Origin of the sequence: Bradyrhizobium sp. BWC-3-1, from assembly GCF_032917965.1 — a bacterium.
Taxonomy (GTDB): domain Bacteria; phylum Pseudomonadota; class Alphaproteobacteria; order Rhizobiales; family Xanthobacteraceae; genus Bradyrhizobium; species Bradyrhizobium canariense_D.
Map to the genome: position 1 here is coordinate 5,614,213 of NZ_CP136625.1, position 21,026 is coordinate 5,635,238.

Sequence of the window (21,026 nt, forward strand, 5' to 3'; positions counted from 1 at the left end):
AGCTTCGCGTGTCCACACGGAAAACAATGCAGCACGACGGGATGGGACCGAACGCTGTCTGGGACCGACCATAACCCGATAACCTCGTCGCGCCCTGAAGTAGGCACGAGGCTGAATGTATGTCGATCACATTTTTAAACGAATTAATCATATATTTGAAATCGACGGCTATCGTCACGAGAGAAGGTTCTAGCCCGGATTGATCGAATTCGGGGCCAAATGCAGTACCGTGCCTAGTCCGCAACGTCTCTAAAACGGGGGGCGTCTCTCAACGTGAGCAGCCCATTCGGCATTCCGGACTTTTTCACACGGGTTTTGACGTTGGAAGGTCGATGGCGTCCAGCTCGGATCATCGGGCGCAAAGACGTGCAGCTTGCCTCGCGTTCGAGAGAGTCCTCCGAAACCCGAGCGCCGCAAAGGCTCGCCCGATCAAAGCTCCCGGTGTACTGCGGGATGATCCGGTTCTTGACCTCTTCACCCGGTGCTTTTGCCGCCCTTCCGGTATGGCCGATCGCGTGCTTAGAAGGCCCGAGCGCCTTGAACATTCTTCTGGAGGAGATCGGCCCTTTAATTGCGGTTTGTTGTCAAGTTACCATTCTTCCTCTCTCCAGTGACACGCCCGTAGCGATTGCTCCGTCGGAGCTGGTCAGGTTGCGGAGACGGAGCGATCGCGGATGGCGAGACGATTGCCTAGCGGGATTGGCAATCGACATCGTTGGCGGCTTCAGCGAGTTGGGTTGATGTCGTAGCTGGGGTCATGGTCCTTTCCGAGGTCGCGAGCGCCTCATGATGATGTCCGGATCGGGCGCCTCAACGTTTGCAGCGGAGTGCGGGCGAACCGCCACCAGCCGATTGACCGAGGTCACCACGACCACCGTCCCAGCGGGACATCGCCAGTCCGGCGGACCGGACCAGGAACTTGCGAGCAAATATTAGATTGGCTTCGGCTGGACCCAGTCGAACGATGTGCCATCGACCCAGATGCAGTGGAGAATCACGCCGATCTTTCGGGCAATTGCGACCTTTGCCTTCTTCATGCCGATCCGGTTGGCGAGCTTCATGCCTCAGGCCTTTAGAGAAGACCACTTTTTGGTTCGAGAAAGAAGGACAGTGGCGGCCTCGAACAAGTAAGTTCGGAGAAGCCGGTCGCCCCGTCGAGATATCTTTCCGTTGGTGTCGGTTTCGCCGGATTGGCTACGTCGCGGCGTAAGGCCGAGGTAAGCGCCGACTGTCGACGCCGATCGGAAGCGCGAGGGATCATCGATCGTGTGGCGGAACGTTAGGGCCGTGACGACGCCGACACCCGGGACCGTCATCAGTCGCCGCGTCGTCTCGTCCAGCTTCGCCAACTGGCGGACCTCGTTGTCGAACTTTTCCTGTTCTCGACAGATGTTCTCATGGATCGAGAGCAGCGGCGATATCAGGTTGAGGAGTAAATGATCAGCGCCTAAGAGTTCGCTGACCTGGTTGCGGAACTGTTGGCCGATCGCGCGAGGGAATAGTAATCCACATTCCTTGATCAAGCTACGAATCTGGTTCTCGATGTCTCGGCGCATCGACACTAGCCGAGATCTGGCGACAAGGATCGCTCGGATCTTCTGGCTTTCCTCACTTTTGACCTTGACCTCTCGATACCATCCCACTCGCACCAGTTCTGCAAGGCCTCGCGCATCATTCTGACCGCTCTTGTTCATACGGACCGACAAAGCTGCGTGCGCATGCCGAGCGTCGATGCAGACCACCGGAAGCTCAACCCTGCGGAGTTCATGCCATAGCCAACTCGCCATCGCACCCGTCTCGAAGCCGATACGCTCGGCTTGAGGCGCATGTTGCGAAGCAGGTCGGTCAAGGCACCAGGATTAGACTTGGCTTTTCCTTCGAAGATTACTTGGCCAGTCTCGTTGACAACGCATACGGCGGTTTCTCTCTGTGAGACGTCCAGCCCGACGTACTGCTTCATGGGAGCTCCTTCGAATCAGGTGATTGCGAGGGCTCGACGATAATGCGGCTTGCATGCCACGAGCGCCGACCGCAATTACGTCATCGTTTGCAAATTTGCCCCCTCATCGGCGTCCAATTTTGGGTCTGACTCATTTCCGATGAAGTTCGCCGGGCGACTGTGGTTCTCAAACGGAGAATCAGCGCCATGCGGACGGGCTTTCAAATCTCATCGCTAGTACCGAGTGGTTTGGTGTTTGATGGTGTAAGTGACTCAATGGATTCGGTTATTCTGGCTGTTCGGTCAGAGGCTGCGGAGGCCCAATGCCCTTTGTGCGCGACAGCGTCGCGCCGAATCCATAGCCGATACATCCGGCACGTGGCTGATTTGCCGTCAGCGGGCAGAAGGGTGCGCCTCCGATTGCTCACGCGGCGCTTCACATGTGAGGTGCCGCATTGCCGCCGGCGGATCTTCGCGGAGCGGTTTGGAGAAGACATCGTCCCGCTTCGACGGCGCCGGACGGCACGGTTGGAATACATCGTCCATCACTTGGGGTTGGCGCTCGGCGGCCGGCCGGCGGCAAGCTTCGCCAAGCGGCTCATGCTGCCCGTCAGCAACGATACCTTACTGCGGGTGGTCCGCCGGCGGACGGCGATGCCGACAGATCCATTGCTTGTTGTGGGCATCGATGACTGGGCGTTCCGGAGAAATCATCGATACGGGACGATCGTGTGCGATTTGGAGCGCCGGCGGATCGTTACCCTGCTGCCCGACAGGGAAACTGCGACCGTTCGGGCGTGGCTATCGAAGCACCCAGCGATCAACATTGTGTCGCGAGATCGCGGTGGTGGATACGGCGAGGCAGCAGCCAAGGCGCTGCCGAACGCCATCCAAGTCGCCGACCGCTGGCATCTGATGGAAAATGCGAGCGCGGCCTTCCTTGATGCGGTGCGCCGCTCCATGAACAGAATCCGAACCGCAATTGGAGCGACGACGATCAACCCGGAATTGCTGACCTGTGCGGAAAAGCTGCGCTATCAGGGCTATTTGCGGCGGCAGGACAGCCATGCCGTAATTACGGCTCTCGTCAGCGACGGTGTGTCGCTCAAGGAGATCGTCCGCCGCACAGGACATAGTCGCAATCTGGTTCGCCAAATTAGCCGCGGCGGCGGTACGGATATGTTCCGCACCCGTCAAAGCACCCTGGACGGGCATCTGCCGTTCCTGGACGCGCAGTGGTCAGTCGGCTGTCGCAACGGTGCCGAGCTCTGGCGCCGCTTGAAAGGACAAGGCTTCAAGGGATCGCTGCGCGTCGTGGCGGAATGGGCGACGCGACGGCGACGTGCCGAGACTATCAGCCATCAACAATTGCAGAAGGTCCCCGCCGCCAGGACGATAGCGCAGCTGATGACGACGAAGCGCGACCACCTAACCAAAGCCGAGACCGTCACGCTTGCGGTCATCGAACAAAACGTTCCTATGCTGGCCGATGCCCAAGCTCTCGTTGGCCGCTTCCACGCGATGATCCGAAAGAAGGCCGAGATGGAGCTCGAACCTTGGATTGATGACTCCAAGCGGAGCCTCATTGCCTCGTTCGCGAATGGCATTGCCAACGATAAGGCCGCGGTGCACGCGGCTATCACGCAACCATGGTCCAATGGCCAAGTGGAAGCTCAGATCACCAAGCTCAAGCTGGTCAAACGGCAAATGTACGGGCGCGCTAAGCTCGATCTCCTTCAGGCTAGGCTGATTGGCGCGCCATAAAAACAATCACGATCATCGAATATGCGTCAGAGCCCAATTTTGACCCCTTTGCGCGGCGGGGTTTGCTGGTAGCGCTCGTCTCGTCGGAGCTGGCCGGGATAGCGGAGGCGAGACGAGCGCGGGTCGCGTGATCGTCGTCTCGGCTTTTGAACCGCCAGCTATCGTTGCCGGTCTCGACGTGAAAAGCCGTTTTAATTCGGTCTTCAAACCGTGGATCGGCCTAAGGCTTTGCGAGGTGCGGTGGGCGGGGCCCAAACCTGGGACCCGCCTGATTAAGAGTTTAGCCACGAGTTAAGAACGTTCAATGATTAGGCAGTCGCCGCCTGAGCATATTCGGCCAAAAATTGGCATCCGTCCCACAGGCATAGAGCGTCCGCTCCGAGGACACTCTTCCGGTTCCCGAGAAGGCGGACGAGCGATAGGCTCGGCCGAAATCAACTGCAATGCCCGCGAGCCTGCCGGTCTCCAGTTGGCGCCAATCGCAGGATCTCGCGGGATCGTGCGTGGCGGTGCCGTCACACACGCACGACTCCCAATTGGAACCATATCTCCGGTGACCGATTGGATCGCTGTTGAGTAGTGCAGACCAGCTGGCACCAGCCGGCACGAGACCTAGCGCCGGACATCGGTGGGGACGAATCCCATGATGGACCACGCGACCAGAGTTGGTAATCGATTGTTAGCAGCCTTGCCGCCGGCCGATTTCGCTTTGCTTGCGCCTCACCTGCGGAAAGTCGTGCTCGAGCGCGACGCCGTACTGGTCCGATCGGGAGATCGGATCGAGCACCTTCTCTTCCCCTGTGGCGGCGCGATTGCCTTCATCGTGGACTTGCCGAACGGGCAGACTGCCGCCACAGCGGTGATCGGTCGTGAAGGTGCGATCGGTCTAACGTTGGCGCTTGGCACATCCCACTCATCTGTGACGGTAGTCGTCCGCGTACCAGGGCCCGTGCTGCAGATTCCGGCGGCGCAATTTTTGTCAGCTCTGGGGCGCAGCCCCGCCATCGCATCCATGGCGCAGATTTTCACGAGATCGCTGCTGACGCAGGTTCAGCACGTCGCGGCTTGCAATGCACTGCATTCCGTCGAAGCCCGGATGGCCTGCTGGCTGCTTCAAATTCACGACCGGGCGAATAGCAGCAATCCCCTCCCTTTGACACAGGAGACTATGTCGGAGCTACTGGGGGTCCGGCGCACCACGGTCACGCATGTTGTGAGGGCATTGCGCGCGTCACGAGCCTTGAAATCCAACCGCCGCGGTCAGCTCGAGATTGACCGGCCGCGGCTCGAAGCCGTGGCATGCGAGTGCTACAAGGTGATGAGCCGCAGGATCGATCGGATCGTTTCGCGTGGCGCAGCAGGACTTATTCACGCCGCGCCGGCGCGAGACGCCTGCCAGCCGCCCGGCAACCGACTATCCAGGGCAGGCTCGTAGACCCAGGGCTCTCGCGCGAACCACTCGTGTGTAGCCGCGCAGACCCGGCAATAGGTGCGCGAAAGAATACCGCGCTGCAACGAAACCTTTCGCGATCGGTTTCGATACCCGTCGAAATGGCGTCGCCCGTTTCCGGGCATTTGATCATCACCACACCCATCTTGATCTCCTGCAACCTGTTGCGCGGTCAGGGCACGCTGCCCCGCCATCGACTGGACCGAGCGTCCCCTCGTCGCGGAGATGTCCGTCCAGTCGAACCGCGCGGCCGGTAGCCTCGGTTCAGACGGTCTTGTGAAACACCCTATTGAAGCTGGTCTTGATGGGCTCGGTCGTCTCGATCGCAACTTTCTGCGCGACCTCCCAGAGCTCCCGGTTCTGTGCGGAGACGACTTCGAAAGCCTCGCGGCTTCGGGCGGTCGAAAGATGCACGATATCCAGCAGCGACCTGGTCTCAGCGAGCCGGGATAAAAACTCCAGGGTGGCCCTGGTATTGTCTTTGGAAATCTCGATGACCTTGGCACCGTAATCGACGGCCCCTCTGGCGTTCATTGAGCAGGCTTCACGGAGAATGTCGCTGATCTCCTCGGAAGTCGCTTTCATGCTCGCGATATTTTTCTTGGTCTATGCGGCGCCCTGCTCGGCGAATCCACGGAAGAGTTCCTGGAAATTCAAAAGCGGCAAATCGATCCTTGGTTTTGCACCATTCGTATTCTCATTGACCGGATCGGCCTGCGTTTCGACTTTCACATTGGCATCATTCACGAGCTTTCATCCTTTCAAGCGAAACTAGTTAATGGATTGAAGACTCCCCGCTCCCGGCACGTACTGCGCCAGAAAACCAGCGCCCCTGTTCTCGGCGTGACCGGAGGCTGCTGCGGATGAACCGCTCGCCCCCTGCCGAAGCCAAATATGATCGATTAAATTCGAAACATCCGTTCGCTTTCGGACTCTCGCTGAAATAATTTGATGGGTTGCGACCAGGCGGAGCTTTAGATCTGCGACGTTGCAGCGACCGCTCGGTTGCACTCTGAGCTTGCTCGTCGTCTGAGATAGCCGGACTGGCGCCGCTCGCGCTGATGGTTCTCTTCTCGATCCACCCGGTCCCTGAGACTCTCAAGTTCTGCGAGTTGAGAGGCAAGGGCTTCGAGACGCTGGCGAAGAACAGCGGCAGGGTTGTCCACTCGAGCGCAGATTTTCATGTGAGTTCTCCTAGCAATATGTCCGCGAGAATTCCGCCAGCTTTGACGTGGGCAAAAAAAATATGCAATCAAAGGAAAACGCGACTAATTCGGCATGCTGCGTTGCCGATGACGATGCGGCGGCGCGTTAAAAAAGTACTCATGTGCCCCGGCGCGCGGCACGCTCCATTGGGTCTGGCTGCTCAGCTTGCAACAACAGCGGATCGAACCGTTGTTAAGGCTCGGAGCGGGTTGCGCTCGAAAGTCGAGTGGCGGCTCGCTCGCACTCGGGCTTGTGCCTCCGCTCGTCGTCTTCTTCATCTGCACAATCGACCCCTCCATATGCGGCCGGATTTCCGGAGTTCCCTCCCGTCGCGAAAGGTCCTTCGCCACCGGTCGCTCCGCCCGATCTGCCGCCCCCGTCGGATGGCTTTCCAGCAGCAGATGAGCCACCACGGCGCCCCCCAGGTCCGCCATTACCTCCAGGTGACCCGCCGCCAGAGGACCCCGAGGCCCCAGAGGACGGACGATCGTTGTCGAAGAATGACTGGTCCCTGTCATCGCTTTGCGTTGCTCCGTTCTGTCCGCCTGAACGTGCGATGGCTGTCGAGGTCAGCGAGGTCCGGCGCATGCTTCCCTTTTCCTATTCCATGCCACCCCCCACGCGGCTGTTTATTCCAGCATTCGCTCTAAAGACGCGGGGGAAGGCATAACCAAATGGGTTCTGCCAGAGCGCCGCACTGTCAATTTCGTCACGGCGCGCATCGGCAACTCATGATGGCGCATTGCCTCATCCAGAATGTTACTGGACAACTTCTCGCCGATGATTGGCTCGCTGCCATCGAATTGGTTCGGTGGCGTCTATGGCGGGAAAGATCAGCATGGACGCGCGGCGAGAGGTGGTGTCGGCCGTAACGGAGCGTTGCCGGTCGGCTAAACGAACGGACAAGGGGCGGGTTCTCGACGAGCTGTGCGCGACGACGTGCTGGCTCGCAAGCATGCGGTGCGCGCACTTCGGCGGCGCGCGACGGTTGGGTCGGGCCAGGTCGAGGCATCCGAACAGCGCAAGCGTAGATATGGCGCGACGATCAAGGACGCGATGACGGCGCTGTGGGAGGCGTCGGATCGGGTGTGCGGCAGGCGGCTCAAGTTGATGATCCCGACCTTGCTGCCGGCCCTCGAGCAACATGGCCGATTGCAGCTTGGCCGGGCGGACCATAATCGTGTTCTGGCCATCAGCGACGCCGCTACCATCGATCGCCTGCTCGTCGATGTGAAGATCGCGGCGAACGGTGGCCGGCGGCGCCGTGCCGGATTCTATTCGGCAATCCGGCGCGAGGCCCCGATCCGCACGTTCAATGACGGGAACAGCCCGCCGCCGGTTTCTGCGGGGTCGACATGGTCGCCCATGGCGGCACGTCGGTGGCCGGCTCGTCATCCAAACGCTGACGATGGTCGACGTCGCCACGGGCTGGACGGAGTGCCTGCCGTTGCTGAAGCGGGAAGGTTCGCTGGTCATCGAGGCGATTAACTGCGCACAGCGCCTGTTCCCCTGGCCTTGCGCGGCGTGGACTTCGACAACGACAGCGCCTTCATGAACGATGTTGTTGTGCCATCGCGGCGCGAACAAAAGCTCGAAGTCACATGCTCGCGCGCCTAAGAAGAACGATCAAGCGTTCGTCGAGCAGAAGAATGGTGCCATCGTGCGCCGCCTCATGGGCTATGGCCGCTTCGATGGCGTTGAGACGGCCCGTGTGATGGGCCGCCTCTATGCGGTGGCACGGCTCTACGTCAACGTCTTCCAGCCGTCGTTCAAGCTGAAGGAGAAGCGCCGCCAAGGGGCTAAAGTGATCGACCGCTCTCATCTCCCATCGACGCCCTATGAGCGTGCATTGGCCCATCCCAAGGTGGGCGCGGAGGTGAAGAAGAGGCTGGGCGATCAGTATCGCTCACTCCATCCGGTGATGCTGTTTGCCGGGGTTCGCGCGACCCAGGACGAACTCGGCAATCGCGTTGATCGCCGTGCCGGACACGCGGGCGGCCTGCAGCGCGCCTCCATGAGCACCACGCCAACGAGCGCAGCCACTTTCGTCAAGACGCTGGGCAGGAGGCTGACGGCCGGCGAGCCGCGTGCCACGCACCGGCGAACTCGTCGGCCCTATAAAACTAGGATTTGCATGCCGTCCAAGCTCGACCCACATATTGCTGCGATCGAGGGCTGGTTGGCAGAGCAGCCGCAACTGACGGCGATCGCAATCGTCGGCCGGCTGAGCGAAACTCCCCCAAGGATTAGGGACGAGACGGCATTCGATCGTGCAGCGCCTGCTGCGGGCTTTTAGACGGAAGACAGCTGAGCAATTGGTCGCAGAGGAGCCGCTTGCGGATGGTCGCAGAGGAGCCGCTTGCGGACGCCACGAACGCTGCCCCACTGCCCTGGGTTATGGACGGCTCGGGCTATGTAGGGCTCGCCCCGCCCACAGCCCCTCTCGTCGAGCAAGCCGGGGAAGCCACCTGGCGCGGCCGATCAGCCGACATCGCATCAGCCGCTGCAACGGCTGCATCAAGGTAACATTCGCAGGTGCGGCATACGGATGGCTACATCACTGTGACTCGCTCTGAGAATTCATGCAAGACCGTAGGGATGCGGCGATCTACGGAAATCAGAAATAGCAAATTCATCGACGAAACAGCGCCCTTCTCCTTCAATGCTAGATTGCTGTACTCTGCAAACTCTCCCCCAAATCGATGCGGTGCTTGGCTGCCTTGGTCGCATTGGTTAACGTTCGTCTAATATTACGAAGGATATATAGGGACATTCATGATTCAAATCTAACATTCGACAAACTTTTACTGAGCGAGGCAATCTGAAAAGGCCTCGTCTGAGAAACAGAAGAGGTGGCACAAAAGTAATACTATCATCAAGATCAATACGAGGACTGGTCATCAAGCGCGACAGCACCTGGAATCCTTCTGATCTCAGTCGCGTGCCAGGCGGCAGGCCTAAAAAATAAGAACGCGAATTTCCATTCATTGATCAGACGCCTCGAACGACAGTTGCGCTGCTTGAGTAGTCGCACCGATGAAAACCTGGTCAGCAAAGTCGGGGCGACATTTATCGCTGACCCAGCAATTTCAATCTGGAGTCACGAGTCATCGCTTGTAATGAGTAGGTGGTCACATGTATTCTTCGGCGGTTTTGCGGCAAACGCATCAAGCTCTGATCATTCAGTTTGCCGAATTACAGAATTTGCGTAGTCGCGTGTGGATGGCCGAGCAGCGGTTGCTTGGTCCGATGAAAAGGATGCGCCGGCGGAGACCGGCTGGGAGGCGACGGTTCGGAAGGCACGGACCCGGCCAGTAGTATCAAGAAGCACTGCACTGCACACTGGCGTCTTGCGCGCGAGTGATCAGGCTTGCCCGACCTGGTTCCACCTGATAATGCCCCTCCTATTTTCAAATCGGAAGTAGCGGGGACGGCTTCCATGGAGAAGGACGACTGGGCATCCGCAACCACAGGCGAGCTGTGGCGGCTTTACGATGAGTTGACGACTGTTCTTAGTCGGAGAATGATCGCTAAAAAAGCCAAGCTCGAAGAGCGGCTTCGCAGGATAGAGAGACCTTCCAGGGCCCCCAACGAGGAACGTGCGCGCCGCCCCTACCCGCCAGTGCTGCCGAAGTATCAGAACCCGAAAAACCCATCCGAGACCTGGTCCGGTCGCGGTAAGCAACCCGATGGCTGAAAGCGCAGCTTCGCGCCGGCAGGAAATTGGGCGATCTATTGATCAACCGCTCATCCGGCCACAAACGCCGCCGCGCCGGGTGAGTCCCTGCGATGGCCGCGACGCCGTACACGCTGCAATGGCGCGGCTGTCCATTCGACCGCTACACCTAACGCATGATGGCATTAGCTTCGACAGCCTGAGTTTTTGAAGTAGTTGGCGCATTCTTCGGGCGTCAAGGCGCTCGCCGATGGCGGCGCAGACCGCATCGACGGTTCGTGCGGCGGCCTTGCGGAGCAGATGCTTGAGCTTGGCAAAGACCTCTTCTGTGGGTGCCGAGATTGTCCAGGACGACGATATCGCCGGGACGAAGGGTCGGCAGGAGAACCTTCTCGAGATAGATCCGGAAGCTCACGCCATCGATTGGCCCTTCAATAAACCATGGCGCATCGATCCGGTCATGGCGCAGGGCCGCCAGGAAGGTCATGGTTTTCCATCGACCGTGAGGAACCTTTGGTGGTGAGTCTGTGCCCGCGCGGGACCCACCCCCGCAACGGTGCCTCGTCGATGAAGACCAACCGCTCAGCTTCGACTCGATCTTGATACTTTGTCCACTGGGCTCGCCGCCGTGCCACATCGGGACGATCGCATTCGCCAGCCACCAGGCTTTTTAGCTGAACTTTGGGCGACGGGAGCTGGCGCGGAGCCTCCGGCATAGCGCAGCGCCAGATGCCGGCGCGGGTAGCAGGTCATGGCGAACTCGGACAGGGTTCTCCAACCGACCTGCGAGTGCGGTCGTGTGTGATTGTAATCGGCCCGCTGGCATCCAAGCGCGACGCGGGCTTGGGCCAGTGACGTGAACAGCGTCTCGTTCAACAGCTCATCTCGCAGGCGACCGTTGATGGGGAAGACGGCCCCGCTCTCTCCACGCCGGCGCTATGCTGGCGTGTCCGGACTGTTCACAGGAGCAAACGTCATGGAAGTTGCGACAATTGGGTTGGATATCTCGAACACGTATTCCACGTTCATGCTGTTGACGCGCAAGGTCGAGTGACCGGCCGGCAGCGCCTCCGGCGCCGAGATAGTTTCCTTCTTCTCTTCGCTATCGCCCTGCTTAGTGGGGATAGAGGCTTGCGCGACCGCCCATTACTGGGCACGTGAGATTCAACGGTGTGGGCATTACGTGAGGTTGATACCGCCAGCTTACGTGAAGCCTTTTGTCCGACGAGGAGCAAAGAACGATGCCGCTGATGCGGCGGCCATCTGCGAAGCGGTCACCCGTCCGAAGATGCGGCTTGTCCAATCAAGAGCGCCGAGAACCAGGGATTCCTGATATGGCGCTAGAGCCTGCTGGTCCGTCAGAGGACCATGACGGCTTGCGCTTCGAGCTCACTTTGCGGAGTTCGGAGTCATTGTCGGGCAAGGGCGGCAACGGGTGGATGCGTTGGTGGACTTGTCAGATGACGAGGGGCTGGCGCTACCTGCCAATGCCCGTCTGGCGCTCGGGGTTCTTGTGAGCCAACTCCAAGACTTGGACCAGAAGATCGGTGCCATAGAGCGTGAGCTGGCTCAAATTCAGAGAGAAAATTCCATGGCGAAGTTGCTGTCCTCCATTCCGGGCATCGGTCCCATCACGTCCACCGCGCTCCCAGCAACCGTGCCGGACCCGACCATCTTCCGCTCCGGGCGAGAGTTCGCGGCTTGGCTTGGCCTGACACCTAAGCAGAATTCAACCGGAGGGAAGGATCGGCTCGGCCGCATAACAAAACAGGCCGATTCCTACCTGACGCACTTGCTGGTCATAGGAGCGCGCAATGTCGTTCGGTACCCAAAGGCACCCTCCAGGGTAGGAGCTGGCTGGATCGAGGCCTTTCTTGAACGGCGTCGACCCATGATCGTCGCTATCGCCGTCGGCAACAAGTTGGCTCGGATCATCTGGGCGATGATGACGACCGGTGAGTTCTATCGGGCTAATGCTGCTGGATGAACAGCTTAGCAGGCTTGCCACTTTAAGGTGTGAGGGCAAACGACAGCATGATGGAAACCGGCGGAGCTGGGGATCGAGAAAGCCCGAAGAGCTTTAAGCGCAACAAGCGCGACCCGTTGATGAGGCCTCGATCCGCGATCTCCATCAGGGCCAGCGGCCAAGTAATCGGTCGCAATGACAGGCCGTATACATGAACGCACCCGACCGATCTCCAAAACGCTGTCGAAATCTCTTGCACCCGCGGGGCCATCAATACATGAAGCTCTCGATGACGGCATTCTGCATGCGTTTGCCCGGCGCGATGTAGTGCCACGCGAGACGGTTTTGGTCGGCCCATGCGAGAATGGCGTTGCTGGTGAGCTCGCTGCCGTTGTGCCTGACCATCATGTTCGGCTTGCCACGCTCGATCATCAGTCGGTCCAGTTCCCGCACCACGCGGGCGCCGGAGAGCGAGGTGTCGGCCACCAGGGTCAGCACTCGCGGGTACAATCATCGACGACGGTCAGGATGCGGAAGCGGCGGCTGCAGGTCAGCTGATCCGACACAAGTCGAGCGACCACCGGTCGCTCGGCGTCATCGGAACCAGCATCGGCGCCCTGGTCCCGATCGCCCGCTTGCGACCACCACGGCGGCGCACCGTCAGCTTCTCTTCCCGATAGAGCCGGAAGAGCTTTTTGTGGTTGATCAGATATCCCTCCCGCTTGAGCAGAAACATGCAGCCGCCGTGCCCAAGCGGCGGCGTTCCTGGGCAATCGCCCTCATGCGCTGGCGAAGGCTGGCATCGTCAGCCCGGGTCGTCCGATATCTCATCATCATGCGGCAGCAGCCCATGGCTTTACACGCCCGCCGTTCGCTCGTCCCGTGGGCATCCACCAGATGAGCGAGAGCTTTCCGCTTCCCGCGGGCGTCACCACTTCTTTGTTCCCAAGAGGTAAAACAGGCCGCGGCCGGGACACTGCATTTCGCAGCTCGGTGGCGTGTCTTTTGAGGGACCAGTGGCACAACCGCCCAGCGGGCAGAACTTACGGCTTTTAGCTACGGAATTTTTTGATGATGGTCCGCTTACCCATGATCGTGGTCATCTCGCCCGACGGGGAAAGGTCATACTGGGTTGCAGCGGTCGAACCTGAGAAGGCGACCGAAGCGGTCGCCCGGGTCGTCGGCGCCGGGCACACCATAAGACTCTTGCAGCACCGCCAGCGCGTGAAATCAGATGTGCTTCGACCAGGCGAAGTCCGCGGGCTCGATCTCTGACTAGAAAGCGTACCCACTAAGGGCATTTATCTGCCTCAAAAGAGCGGCGTTCCAGGTCCGCAGCCGGTCTATTTATCGGGTTCGCCATATTAGCGGAGTGAGATCGGGTCGTTCTCGCTACCGTCTCTTTGAAGGGGAGTCGTGCGGATGACCCGGTTCTTCTTCCACGTTCACAACGGCATTTCCGTGTTCGATGATGTCGGATTGGAACTTCCGGACATCGAAGCCGCGGAAGCAGCCGCGATCGAATTGTTCGGAGAAATTCTCAACGATGGACCGGACGGTCCATTGTGGCAGAAAAACACATGGCGCGTCGAGGTTTCGGACGGTCCCGGAATCCTCGCGCGGACTTTCCTGAAGGTTCAATTTTCGATCACGCGCACGGCGATCAACCCTACCGCGGGAGCCGGCTGAAGCTTTGGCTCAAGGTGAAGAACCTCGATACGCACTGTAATTATCCATCGCTCCGGTACCTTACTGCCTCTAACGTGAGTGTCCCCGGGGCTGACATTTCATCCCGACTAGATTTCAGCCCGGCAGGCGGCCGCCTCAGCGACCCGTTTCGTTTGTTACCCGAGACTCTGAAGGGGTGCCTCTTTCGCGCAATCATCATTCTCAATCATTGAGCGTAGGATGGACCTGCCTCCGGGGTCCAAGCCCCCAGCTCCGTGTCAGTCCCGGGAGCGCAGGCGGCCTCGGCATTGTAGCCGCGTTGGCGGGTCCGCCGCCCACACACGAAATGAAGACCGCACGAGGACATTTGGGGAAATGAAAGGCCGCAGGAGCCGCCTATGACAGCTCCTGCGGCGGCGCCGCGGCGTTCCGCACGACTGCGCGGCAGCCAAGATGCTAACTCTGGGCCCGCCAGCGTGAACCGGCGGCCTCAATTTAGCTTGCGGCGTAGCTCTTCAAAGATGGCGCTGCTGATCAATTTCCTCTTGCCGCGCTCCTCAGCACGCGAGGGCTTTGGCTTGGTTTTCGGAAGTTCGCTCGCGCTCATTGGGCAACCCTGTCGGACGCTATGGCGCTCGACTATCAATCGGCCCTTTAATTGCGGTTTGTTGTCAAGCTACCCTTCTTTCTCTCCCTCTCTCCAGTGAAACGCCGGTACCAATTGCTCCGTCGGAGCTGGTCAGATTGCCAAGACGGAGCAATCGCGGATGGCGAGACGATCGCATAGCCGGATTGGCAATCGATGTCGTTGGGGCTTCAGCGGGGTTGGGTTGATGTCTAGCTGGGTGAGCTGCTGCCGATTTGATGGACACCGAGATTAGGTGTTTCATGAAGCCGGAGGGTGGGCGATGAAGAGACGGAAGTTCAGTCGCGAGTTCAAGATCGAGGCGGTCAAGCTGGTCCGGGAACGTGGGGTATCTGTGGCGCAAGCTGGCCGAGACCTGGGCGTTCATGAGAACGTGCTGCGCAAATGGGTGAAGGAGTTCGGCTTCGACGCTGCGCAGTCCTTCCCCGGCCACGGGCAAATGAAGCCTGAGCAATTGGAGATCGAGCGGCTGCGGCGCGAGGTCAACAAGCTGAAGGCGGAGCGGGATATCCTAAAAAAGGCCGCTGCCTACTTCGCGAAGGAAGCGACATGAAGTTCGGCTTCATCGCGAAGCACCGGGGCATCTGGCCGGTGGCATGGCTATGCGAAGCGATGGGCGTGTCGCGGTCGGGCTTTCATGCCTGGCTGAACCGATCGCCCAGCGCCAGATCCCGAAGCGACGAGACCGTAGGCCAGCAGGTCAAGGTCAGCTTCCTTGCCAGTGACCGGACTTACGGCGCGCGGCGCGTCTGGCGAGACCTTCTGGCGGACGGCGTCGAATGCGGCCTGCACCGGGTCGAACGGCTGATGCGCCTGCAGGCCCTGCGGGCGCGGCCACGACGCCGGCGTCTGCCGAAGGACGCAGGCCATCGCCAGATTGCGAACGTGGCGTCGAATCTTCTGGATCGGCAGTTCGAGGCCGAGCGCCCGAACCAGAAGTGGATCGCCGACTTCACCTACATCTGGACGGCTGAGGGCTGGCTCTATGTGTCGGCGGTGATCGACCTGTTCTCGCGCCGGGTGGTCGGCTGGTCGATGAGCGCCAGCATGACCGCCCAGTTGGTTGCGGACGCCCTGTTGATGGCGGTCTGGCGGCGCGGCAAGCCGGATGCCCTGATGCATCATTCCGATCGCGGCAGCCAGTACGTCAGCGAGCAGTTCCAGCGCTTGATGGCTGATAGCGGCATCGTCTGCAGCATGAGTCGGTCCGGCAACGTCTGGGACAACGCGGCGATGGAGAGCTTCTTCTCGTCGCTGAAAACCGAACGCACCGAGCGCAAAACCTATCGCACCAGGAACGAGGCCAGAGCAGATGTGTTCGATTACATCGAGCGGTTCTACAACACGACCCGACGTCACTCGACGATCGGTTACCTCAGCCCTGTTGAGTTCGAGCGCAAGGTGGGATTAGCTTAACCCGGTGTCCATCAAACCCGCAGCAGCTCATTGAGCTTGAGCTTGAGCTTGAGCTTGACTGAAGATGAACTCGCTGCCGAGAAGGCGGCCGGGAACACGCAGACAGTGCGTTCGTTTGAGCGCAAGCGGCCTGTGCGCCAGCCCTTTCCCGACGACATCGAGCGAGAGCGTGTTGTCCTCCGGCCGACGCAATGTCCCTGCTGCGGATCGGCCCGGCTGTCGAAGCTCGGCGAGAGCGTGACCTCGACGCTGGAGGAGATCCCACGCCGGTTCAAGGTCATCGACACGGTGCGGGAGAAGTTCAGTTGCCGAGACTGCGAGGCGATCACGCAGCCGCCGGCGCCGTTCCATGCCACGCCACGGGGCTATATCGGACCCCAGCTTCTGGCGACGATCCTGTTTGCGGATTCCGATCGATGTCGCCCAGGATTCCGAGATGATCTCGCCCACCATTCCGATTTGAAGTCGCCCACCCGTTCCGAAATGATGTCGCCCACCATTCCGGGATGATGTCGCCCGGGTGACGAGGCCTCTTCTGGCTCCCATAGGGTCAACTCTTTCGGCTTTGCGAAGGGGACCCTGGATGCCGACGGAGAGGCTTGCGATGCGCCGTGTGCGCGATGTGATCAGAATGAAGGCGGCCGGGCTGCCGAGCCGCGAGATTGCGCGACGGGTGGGCGCGGCGCCCTCGACGGTGCGCCTGGCGCTCCGGCGGTTCGAGGCCGCGGGCTTGAGCTGGCCGTTGCCAGACGACGTCACCGACACGGTTCTGGAACTTCGCCTGTTCGCGAAGACCGGCAATGGCAACCGTCAGGGTCACCGCCGCATCGCCGAGCCCGACTGGGCGACCGTGCACCGCGAGCTCAAACGCAAGCACGTGACGCTGTCGATCCTGTGGGAGGAATATATCGCCACCGAGCCCGGCGGATACCGGTACTCGCGCTTCTGTGAGCTCTACCGCGCCTGGGAGGGCCGCCTGTCGGTGACGATGCGCCAGGCCCATGCGGCGGGCGACAAGTTGTTCGTCGACTATGCCGGCGATGGCGTGCCGGTGGTGGTCGACCGCCTGACCGGTGAGCGCAGAACGGCGCAGATCTTCGTCGCCGTGCTCGGCGCATCGAGCTTCACCTACGCACAGGCGACGTGGACGCAGGGGCTCGCCGACTGGATCAGCGCCCATGTTGGCGCCTTCGCGGCGATCGGCGGCATACCGGCGCTGGTGGTGCCCGACAACACCAAGGTCGCGGTCATTAAGGCGAGCCTGTACGACCCGCAGATCAATCGTACCTACGCGGAGATGGCGGCGCATTACGGCACCGCCATCTTGCCGGCGCGGCCGCGCAAGCCGCGCGACAAGGCCAAGGTCGAGCAGGCCGTCCTCATCGTCGAGCGCTGGCTGCTCGGCCGCCTGCGCCATCGCACCTTCTACAGCCTGGCCGAGGTCAATGCGGCGATCGGCGAACTGCTCACGAGGCTGAATGAGGAACGGCCGATCCGGCGGCTCGGCGTGACACGCCGCCGGTTGCTCGAGGAGGTCGACCGGCCGGCGCTCAAGCCATTGCCGGCGTCCCCCTATGTCCTCGCCGAGTGGCGGATCCGCCGCGTCAGTCTCGATTACCACGTCGAGGTGGAGAAGCATTACTACAGCGTTCCGCATCGCTTCGCCCGCGCCGAGGTCGAGGTGCGGTTCACGGCCCGTACCGTCGAGATCTTCCACAAGGGCGAGCGGATCGCCGCGCATCAGCGCATGAGCGGCAATCACAAACACACCACCGTGCCGGAGCACATGGCCTCCAGCCATCGGCGCTACGCCGGCTGGACCATCGCGCGTATCCGCCAGGACGCCGCCGCGATCGGGCCGGCGACCAGCGCGTTGTGCGACCTCATTCTCGACGAGCGCTCGCACCCCGAGCAAGGCTTCCGCGCCTGCCTCGGCATCCTCAGGCTCGCCGCCTCCTATGGGCGCGAACGGCTGGACGCCGCGGCTGCGCGGGCAATCGACATCGGCGCGCGCACCTATGGCTCGGTCAAGTCGATCCTCGCCAACAATCTCGATCGGCGTTCTGCTCACCAGCGTTCCGCGGACGATGCGCCGATCCTGCATGCCAACATCCGCGGACCGCGCTACTACAATTAGGAAATCATCCCTTGCTCACCCATCCGACCCTCGACCGCCTCAACGCCCTCGGCCTCCACGGCATGGCCAAGGCCTTCGCCGACATCGAAGCCACCGGTGAGGCCGCAAGCCTCGGTCACACCGAATGGCTTGCGCTGCTGCTCGAACGTGAAGCCTCGCTGCGGCACGACAAACGGCTCGCCACTCGCCTGCGCTACGCCAAGCTGCGCCAGCAGGCGTGCGTCGAGGACATCGACTACCGCACCCCGCGCGGTCTCGACCGCCCGCTGTTCGCTAAGCTTGTCGAGGGCCGCTGGATCGACGACCACGTCAATCTCCTGATCTGCGGCCCGGCCGGCGTTGGCAAGAGTTGGCTCGCCTCGGCGCTCGGCCACAAGGCCTGTCGCGACAATCGCTCCGTGCTCTATCAGCGCGTCCCGCGACTGTTCGACGATCTGGCGCTCGCCCGCGGCGACGGCCGCCATCCACGCCTGTTGCGCGGCCTTGGCCGTGTCGATCTGCTGATCCTCGATGATTGGGGACTCGAGCCGCTCGACGCCGGTGCCCGTCACGACCTCCTGGAAATCCTCGAAGATCGCTACGGTCATCGCTCCACCATCGTCACCAGCCAGCTCCCCGTGGACCAGTGGCATCTGCTCATTGGAGATCCCACCTATGCCGACGCCGTGCTCGATCGCCTCGTCCACAATGCCCATCGGCTCGACCTCACCGGTGAGAGCCTGCGCCGAACCCGGCAATCCGCCCGAAAGACCTGAGCCCGTGGCGCTGTGGACATGCCGCTGCGCTTGGACAACGCAATCGCGTTGCCCACATGCCCACAGCAACCGCAGAAGAAGAAAAACAGGTTGAAGTCGCGATTCCAGATTGACCACGCGGCTTGACCGATGCCAGAGAACCAGCCGGCCAGAACGCCTCGCCGCTGGGCGAGATCAAATCGGAAAGGTGGGCGACATCGTCTCGGAATCCACGGGCGACTTCATATCGGTACGCCTGGGCGACTTCGTCGGAATCCGCATCCTGTTCGACAAATTTGGTCAGCATCAGCCGTTAAACCGACAGAGCCAGCGCTTCAAATGCGAAGGGATCGACCTGTCGGTCTCGACGCTGGCGGACCAGGTGGGCGCTGGAGCCTTTGCGGTCAGGCCCATCTTTGAACTGATCGAAGCCCATGTGCTCTCCGCCCACAGGCTTCATGGCGACGACACCAAAATCCCGATCCTGGCGAAGGGGAAGGCGGACACCGGCCGGATTTGGACCTACGTTCGCGACGATCGCCATTCGGCGGGCGAGATCCGCCGGCGGCGCTGTTCTACGCCTCGCGCGATCGGCGCGGCGAGCATCCCGCGCGGGATCTTCAGACCTTCGCTGGGAGCCTGCAGGCCGATGCCTATAGCGGGTTCAACGCTCTCTTCGATCCCAGGCGTAAAACGTTGCCGGCCACGCCCGCCTTCTGTTGGGCACATGGCCAGAGGGCGTTCTTCGAACTTGCCGACATCGCCCAGAACGCTCCCCGCGGAAGATCGGCCACGGCGATCTCGCCCATTGCGCTGGAAGCGGTTCGTCGAATTAACCAGCTGTTCGAGATCGAGCGACTCAACTGGCTTTGCTCGTTTTGTCCATGAAAGGATTTGCCTTACCAACAATCCGGCGGAGCGCGCGTTGCGCGGTTTTGCGCTAGGTAGAAAGGCGTGGTTGTTCGCCGGTTCTGAGCGCGGCGCGGAGCGGGCGGCCGTGATGGCCACGCTTATCATGACAGCGCGTCTCAACGACATCGACCCGAAAGCCTGGCTTGCGGACGTCTTTGCGCGCATCGCCGACATGCCGCAGAACCGCCTGCACGAGTTGTTGCCCTGGAACCGGACGCCTCCTGCGTCCGCCTAGGGGGCGTAGCCATGCACGTCAACAAGGTTCACGCTGTGTTCACCATCGCTCGCGTCGCAAAAGACCTCGGCGAAGACGAGGACTGGCTCTTGGATGTAGCCAACGGAATGGACCCGGAGGACGGCGTCGTCTGGATTTACGGCATAGGTGACGACAGCGTCATGGCGTTCACCGACTTCGGCATCGAAAACCTGATGGAGTTCATCAGGATACACAAGGAAGATCCCGAACTCCTCAGGCGGTGAGATCGGTGATCCACTGTCCGCGGCTTAGCTCGGATGGACACGCTCTGATGGCAGCCAAAGCTTCCGAAGGGCGCTGAAGAAGTAAGAAAGCCGCTCGGTCAAGCACCGGTGTAAAGATTGCCCAAATGTCGATTCGATCTCAACCCAAACCTAGGGTCTTTGCGTTCCCTTGCCCTAGACGCTTCCAGCGCTCAAGACTGTTCCGGTCGACTTGGGAAAAGGAGTTCGGGGCGATAACTGGTACTGCGAAGTGGTTCAACGCGACGAAAGGGTACGGATGCAGTCAGCCCGATAACGGGGGCAAGGACGTCTTCGTGCACATCTCCGCCGTCGAAAGGGGCGGGACTGAGCACTCACAACGAGGGTGCAAAGTTCAGCTATGAGGTGGTTGCAACTCGCGGCAAAGAATCCGCTGAGAACCTCAGGGTTGGCTGATGCGGCACGGCCGCCGGCCTCTTTTGAAGGGACGGCCCTTGAGCGCTGACCTTTGGAAGCTGAGCATTGGGAGTGGAGCCGGGAAATAGCAGCGTACTATACGATCCGAGACGAGATATGATCTTAAGCACTCACGCAGTTGTCGGCGGCGCCATTGCTAGCCTGTTCCCGTCGCACCCAGTTCTGGTTGCTATCGCGGCCTTCGCGAGCCACTTTGCGATCGATGCAATCCCGCATTGGGACTATCCAATTCAAGCGATCATGTTAAAGTCTGGCGCCAACAATCGCCGCCTGCTAACGAATCCGAGGCTTCTTCTCGATTTGTTTCTTGCCGGCTTGGATGCTTGCGCGGGTCTATCGATAGCAATTTGGCTTTTCGCGACACCAGCAACGAGGCGATATCTACGATCGTATCCGTAGGCGCGATAAGTGGGTCGATCCTGGTTTCGGTAGTAACGCGGCTCCGGGCCCACTCTTACGCCGCCGAGCGGAGTATCAACGGCAATTTCAGCTAACGCGGGTGCAATGGAGATCGGCGCGGCGATAGCGCAGAGTTCTCATACGAGTTCCTCCTGAGTTGTTGCGTTATTTTCCAAC

Annotated in this window: 12 protein-coding genes and 9 pseudogenes; 14 read left to right on the forward strand and 7 right to left on the reverse strand. The window is 60.7% G+C overall.

Features of this window, described 5'->3' with window-relative positions; genetic code table 11:
* Nucleotides 1-932: 932 nt before the first annotated feature.
* A pseudogene (locus tag RX329_RS27450) lies at nucleotides 933-1,960 on the reverse strand (IS110 family transposase).
* A gap of 186 nt (nucleotides 1,961-2,146) precedes the next feature.
* Between RX329_RS27450 and RX329_RS27455 the strand changes: the two are divergent.
* Nucleotides 2,147-3,703 (forward strand): ISL3 family transposase, encoded by a 1,557-nt coding sequence (locus tag RX329_RS27455; protein ID WP_317244500.1) that lies wholly within the window; start codon nucleotides 2,147-2,149, stop codon nucleotides 3,701-3,703.
* Here RX329_RS27455 and RX329_RS27460 read toward each other — a convergent pair.
* Nucleotides 3,681-3,881 (reverse strand): annotated as a pseudogene (locus tag RX329_RS27460) (hypothetical protein); the annotation flags it as partial. The gene RX329_RS27455 and the pseudogene RX329_RS27460 sit on opposite strands and share 23 nt — an antisense overlap.
* A gap of 465 nt (nucleotides 3,882-4,346) precedes the next feature.
* On the opposite strand from RX329_RS27460, the gene RX329_RS27465 reads away from it, so the two are divergent.
* The gene (locus RX329_RS27465; RefSeq protein ID WP_085352704.1) at nucleotides 4,347-5,138 is read left to right on the forward strand and encodes a Crp/Fnr family transcriptional regulator; all 792 of its coding nucleotides are present in this window, start codon (nucleotides 4,347-4,349) and stop codon (nucleotides 5,136-5,138) included.
* Between the two features lie 279 nt (nucleotides 5,139-5,417).
* On the opposite strand, the gene RX329_RS27470 is transcribed toward RX329_RS27465, so the two are convergent.
* Nucleotides 5,418-5,738, reverse strand: coding sequence for a phasin family protein (locus RX329_RS27470; RefSeq protein WP_317244501.1), 321 nt, complete (start codon nucleotides 5,736-5,738; stop codon nucleotides 5,418-5,420).
* A gap of 21 nt (nucleotides 5,739-5,759) precedes the next feature.
* Complete coding sequence (locus tag RX329_RS27475) at nucleotides 5,760-5,900, reverse strand: hypothetical protein (protein ID WP_317244502.1); 141 nt, start codon at nucleotides 5,898-5,900, stop codon at nucleotides 5,760-5,762.
* Between the two features lie 1,386 nt (nucleotides 5,901-7,286).
* On the opposite strand from RX329_RS27475, the gene RX329_RS27480 reads away from it, so the two are divergent.
* The 3 genes from RX329_RS27480 to RX329_RS27490 all read left to right on the forward strand — a co-directional run bounded on the left by RX329_RS27480 (nucleotide 7,287) and on the right by RX329_RS27490 (nucleotide 10,056).
* A complete protein-coding gene (locus tag RX329_RS27480) occupies nucleotides 7,287-7,847 on the forward strand; it encodes a hypothetical protein (RefSeq protein WP_317244503.1) in 561 nt (186 codons plus the stop codon).
* Between the two features lie 76 nt (nucleotides 7,848-7,923).
* Nucleotides 7,924-8,655: a hypothetical protein gene (locus RX329_RS27485; protein ID WP_317244504.1), complete on the forward strand. Its 732-nt coding sequence runs from the start codon at nucleotides 7,924-7,926 to the stop codon at nucleotides 8,653-8,655.
* A 1,143-nt stretch (nucleotides 8,656-9,798) separates the two neighbouring features.
* On the forward strand, nucleotides 9,799-10,056 hold the full coding sequence (locus RX329_RS27490; RefSeq protein ID WP_317244505.1) for an H-NS histone family protein: 258 nt from the start codon (nucleotides 9,799-9,801) through the stop codon (nucleotides 10,054-10,056).
* A 164-nt stretch (nucleotides 10,057-10,220) separates the two neighbouring features.
* On the opposite strand, the pseudogene RX329_RS27495 reads toward RX329_RS27490, so the two are convergent.
* Both RX329_RS27495 and RX329_RS27500 read right to left on the reverse strand, forming a co-directional pair.
* Nucleotides 10,221-10,706 (reverse strand): annotated as a pseudogene (locus tag RX329_RS27495) (transposase); the annotation flags it as partial.
* Nucleotides 10,618-10,935: pseudogene (locus RX329_RS27500) on the reverse strand (integrase core domain-containing protein); the annotation flags it as partial. The pseudogenes RX329_RS27500 and RX329_RS27495, both read right to left, overlap by 89 nt.
* Before the next feature lie 76 nt (nucleotides 10,936-11,011).
* On the opposite strand from RX329_RS27500, the pseudogene RX329_RS27505 reads away from it, so the two are divergent.
* Nucleotides 11,012-12,022 (forward strand): annotated as a pseudogene (locus RX329_RS27505) (IS110 family transposase).
* A gap of 258 nt (nucleotides 12,023-12,280) precedes the next feature.
* On the opposite strand, the pseudogene RX329_RS27510 reads toward RX329_RS27505, so the two are convergent.
* Nucleotides 12,281-12,942, reverse strand: a pseudogene (locus tag RX329_RS27510) (DDE-type integrase/transposase/recombinase); the annotation flags it as partial.
* A gap of 481 nt (nucleotides 12,943-13,423) precedes the next feature.
* On the opposite strand from RX329_RS27510, the gene RX329_RS27515 reads away from it, so the two are divergent.
* The 8 genes and pseudogenes from RX329_RS27515 to RX329_RS27550 all read left to right on the forward strand — a co-directional run bounded on the left by RX329_RS27515 (nucleotide 13,424) and on the right by RX329_RS27550 (nucleotide 20,429).
* A complete protein-coding gene (locus tag RX329_RS27515) occupies nucleotides 13,424-13,690 on the forward strand; it encodes a DUF6894 family protein (protein WP_317244506.1) in 267 nt (88 codons plus the stop codon).
* 887 nt (nucleotides 13,691-14,577) lie between these two features.
* A protein-coding gene (locus RX329_RS27520; RefSeq protein WP_317244507.1) for an IS3 family transposase occupies nucleotides 14,578-15,731 on the forward strand; the annotation gives its coding sequence in 2 pieces (ribosomal slippage) (nucleotides 14,578-14,827 and nucleotides 14,827-15,731; 1,155 coding nt in all).
* Nucleotides 15,732-15,773: 42 nt separating this feature from the next.
* A pseudogene (locus RX329_RS27525) lies at nucleotides 15,774-16,133 on the forward strand (IS66 family transposase zinc-finger binding domain-containing protein); the annotation flags it as partial.
* A gap of 202 nt (nucleotides 16,134-16,335) precedes the next feature.
* A complete protein-coding gene (istA, locus tag RX329_RS27530) occupies nucleotides 16,336-17,868 on the forward strand; it encodes an IS21 family transposase (RefSeq protein ID WP_083843304.1) in 1,533 nt (510 codons plus the stop codon).
* A gap of 11 nt (nucleotides 17,869-17,879) precedes the next feature.
* A complete protein-coding gene (gene istB, locus RX329_RS27535) occupies nucleotides 17,880-18,623 on the forward strand; it encodes an IS21-like element helper ATPase IstB (RefSeq protein WP_007605871.1) in 744 nt (247 codons plus the stop codon).
* A 259-nt stretch (nucleotides 18,624-18,882) separates the two neighbouring features.
* Nucleotides 18,883-19,749, forward strand: a pseudogene (locus RX329_RS27540) (IS66 family transposase); the annotation flags it as partial.
* A gap of 11 nt (nucleotides 19,750-19,760) precedes the next feature.
* Nucleotides 19,761-19,994, forward strand: coding sequence for a hypothetical protein (locus RX329_RS27545; protein WP_317244508.1), 234 nt, complete (start codon nucleotides 19,761-19,763; stop codon nucleotides 19,992-19,994).
* 233 nt (nucleotides 19,995-20,227) lie between these two features.
* Nucleotides 20,228-20,429: pseudogene (locus RX329_RS27550) on the forward strand (cold-shock protein).
* Nucleotides 20,430-21,026 lie beyond the last annotated feature (597 nt).

Bases quoted from the DNA above. Each gene is read 5' to 3' on its own strand.
- istA (WP_083843304.1), top strand. From the start codon at position 16,336: ATGCGCCGTGTGCGCGATGTGATCAGAATGAAGGCGGCCGGGCTGCCG.
- RX329_RS27545 (WP_317244508.1), top strand. From the start codon at position 19,761: ATGCACGTCAACAAGGTTCACGCTGTGTTCACCATCGCTCGCGTCGCA.
- RX329_RS27515 (WP_317244506.1), top strand. From the start codon at position 13,424: ATGACCCGGTTCTTCTTCCACGTTCACAACGGCATTTCCGTGTTCGAT.
- RX329_RS27455 (WP_317244500.1), top strand. From the start codon at position 2,147: ATGCGGACGGGCTTTCAAATCTCATCGCTAGTACCGAGTGGTTTGGTG.
- RX329_RS27490 (WP_317244505.1), top strand. From the start codon at position 9,799: ATGGAGAAGGACGACTGGGCATCCGCAACCACAGGCGAGCTGTGGCGG.
- RX329_RS27465 (WP_085352704.1), top strand. From the start codon at position 4,347: ATGATGGACCACGCGACCAGAGTTGGTAATCGATTGTTAGCAGCCTTG.
- RX329_RS27470 (WP_317244501.1), bottom strand. From the start codon at position 5,738: ATGAAAGCGACTTCCGAGGAGATCAGCGACATTCTCCGTGAAGCCTGC.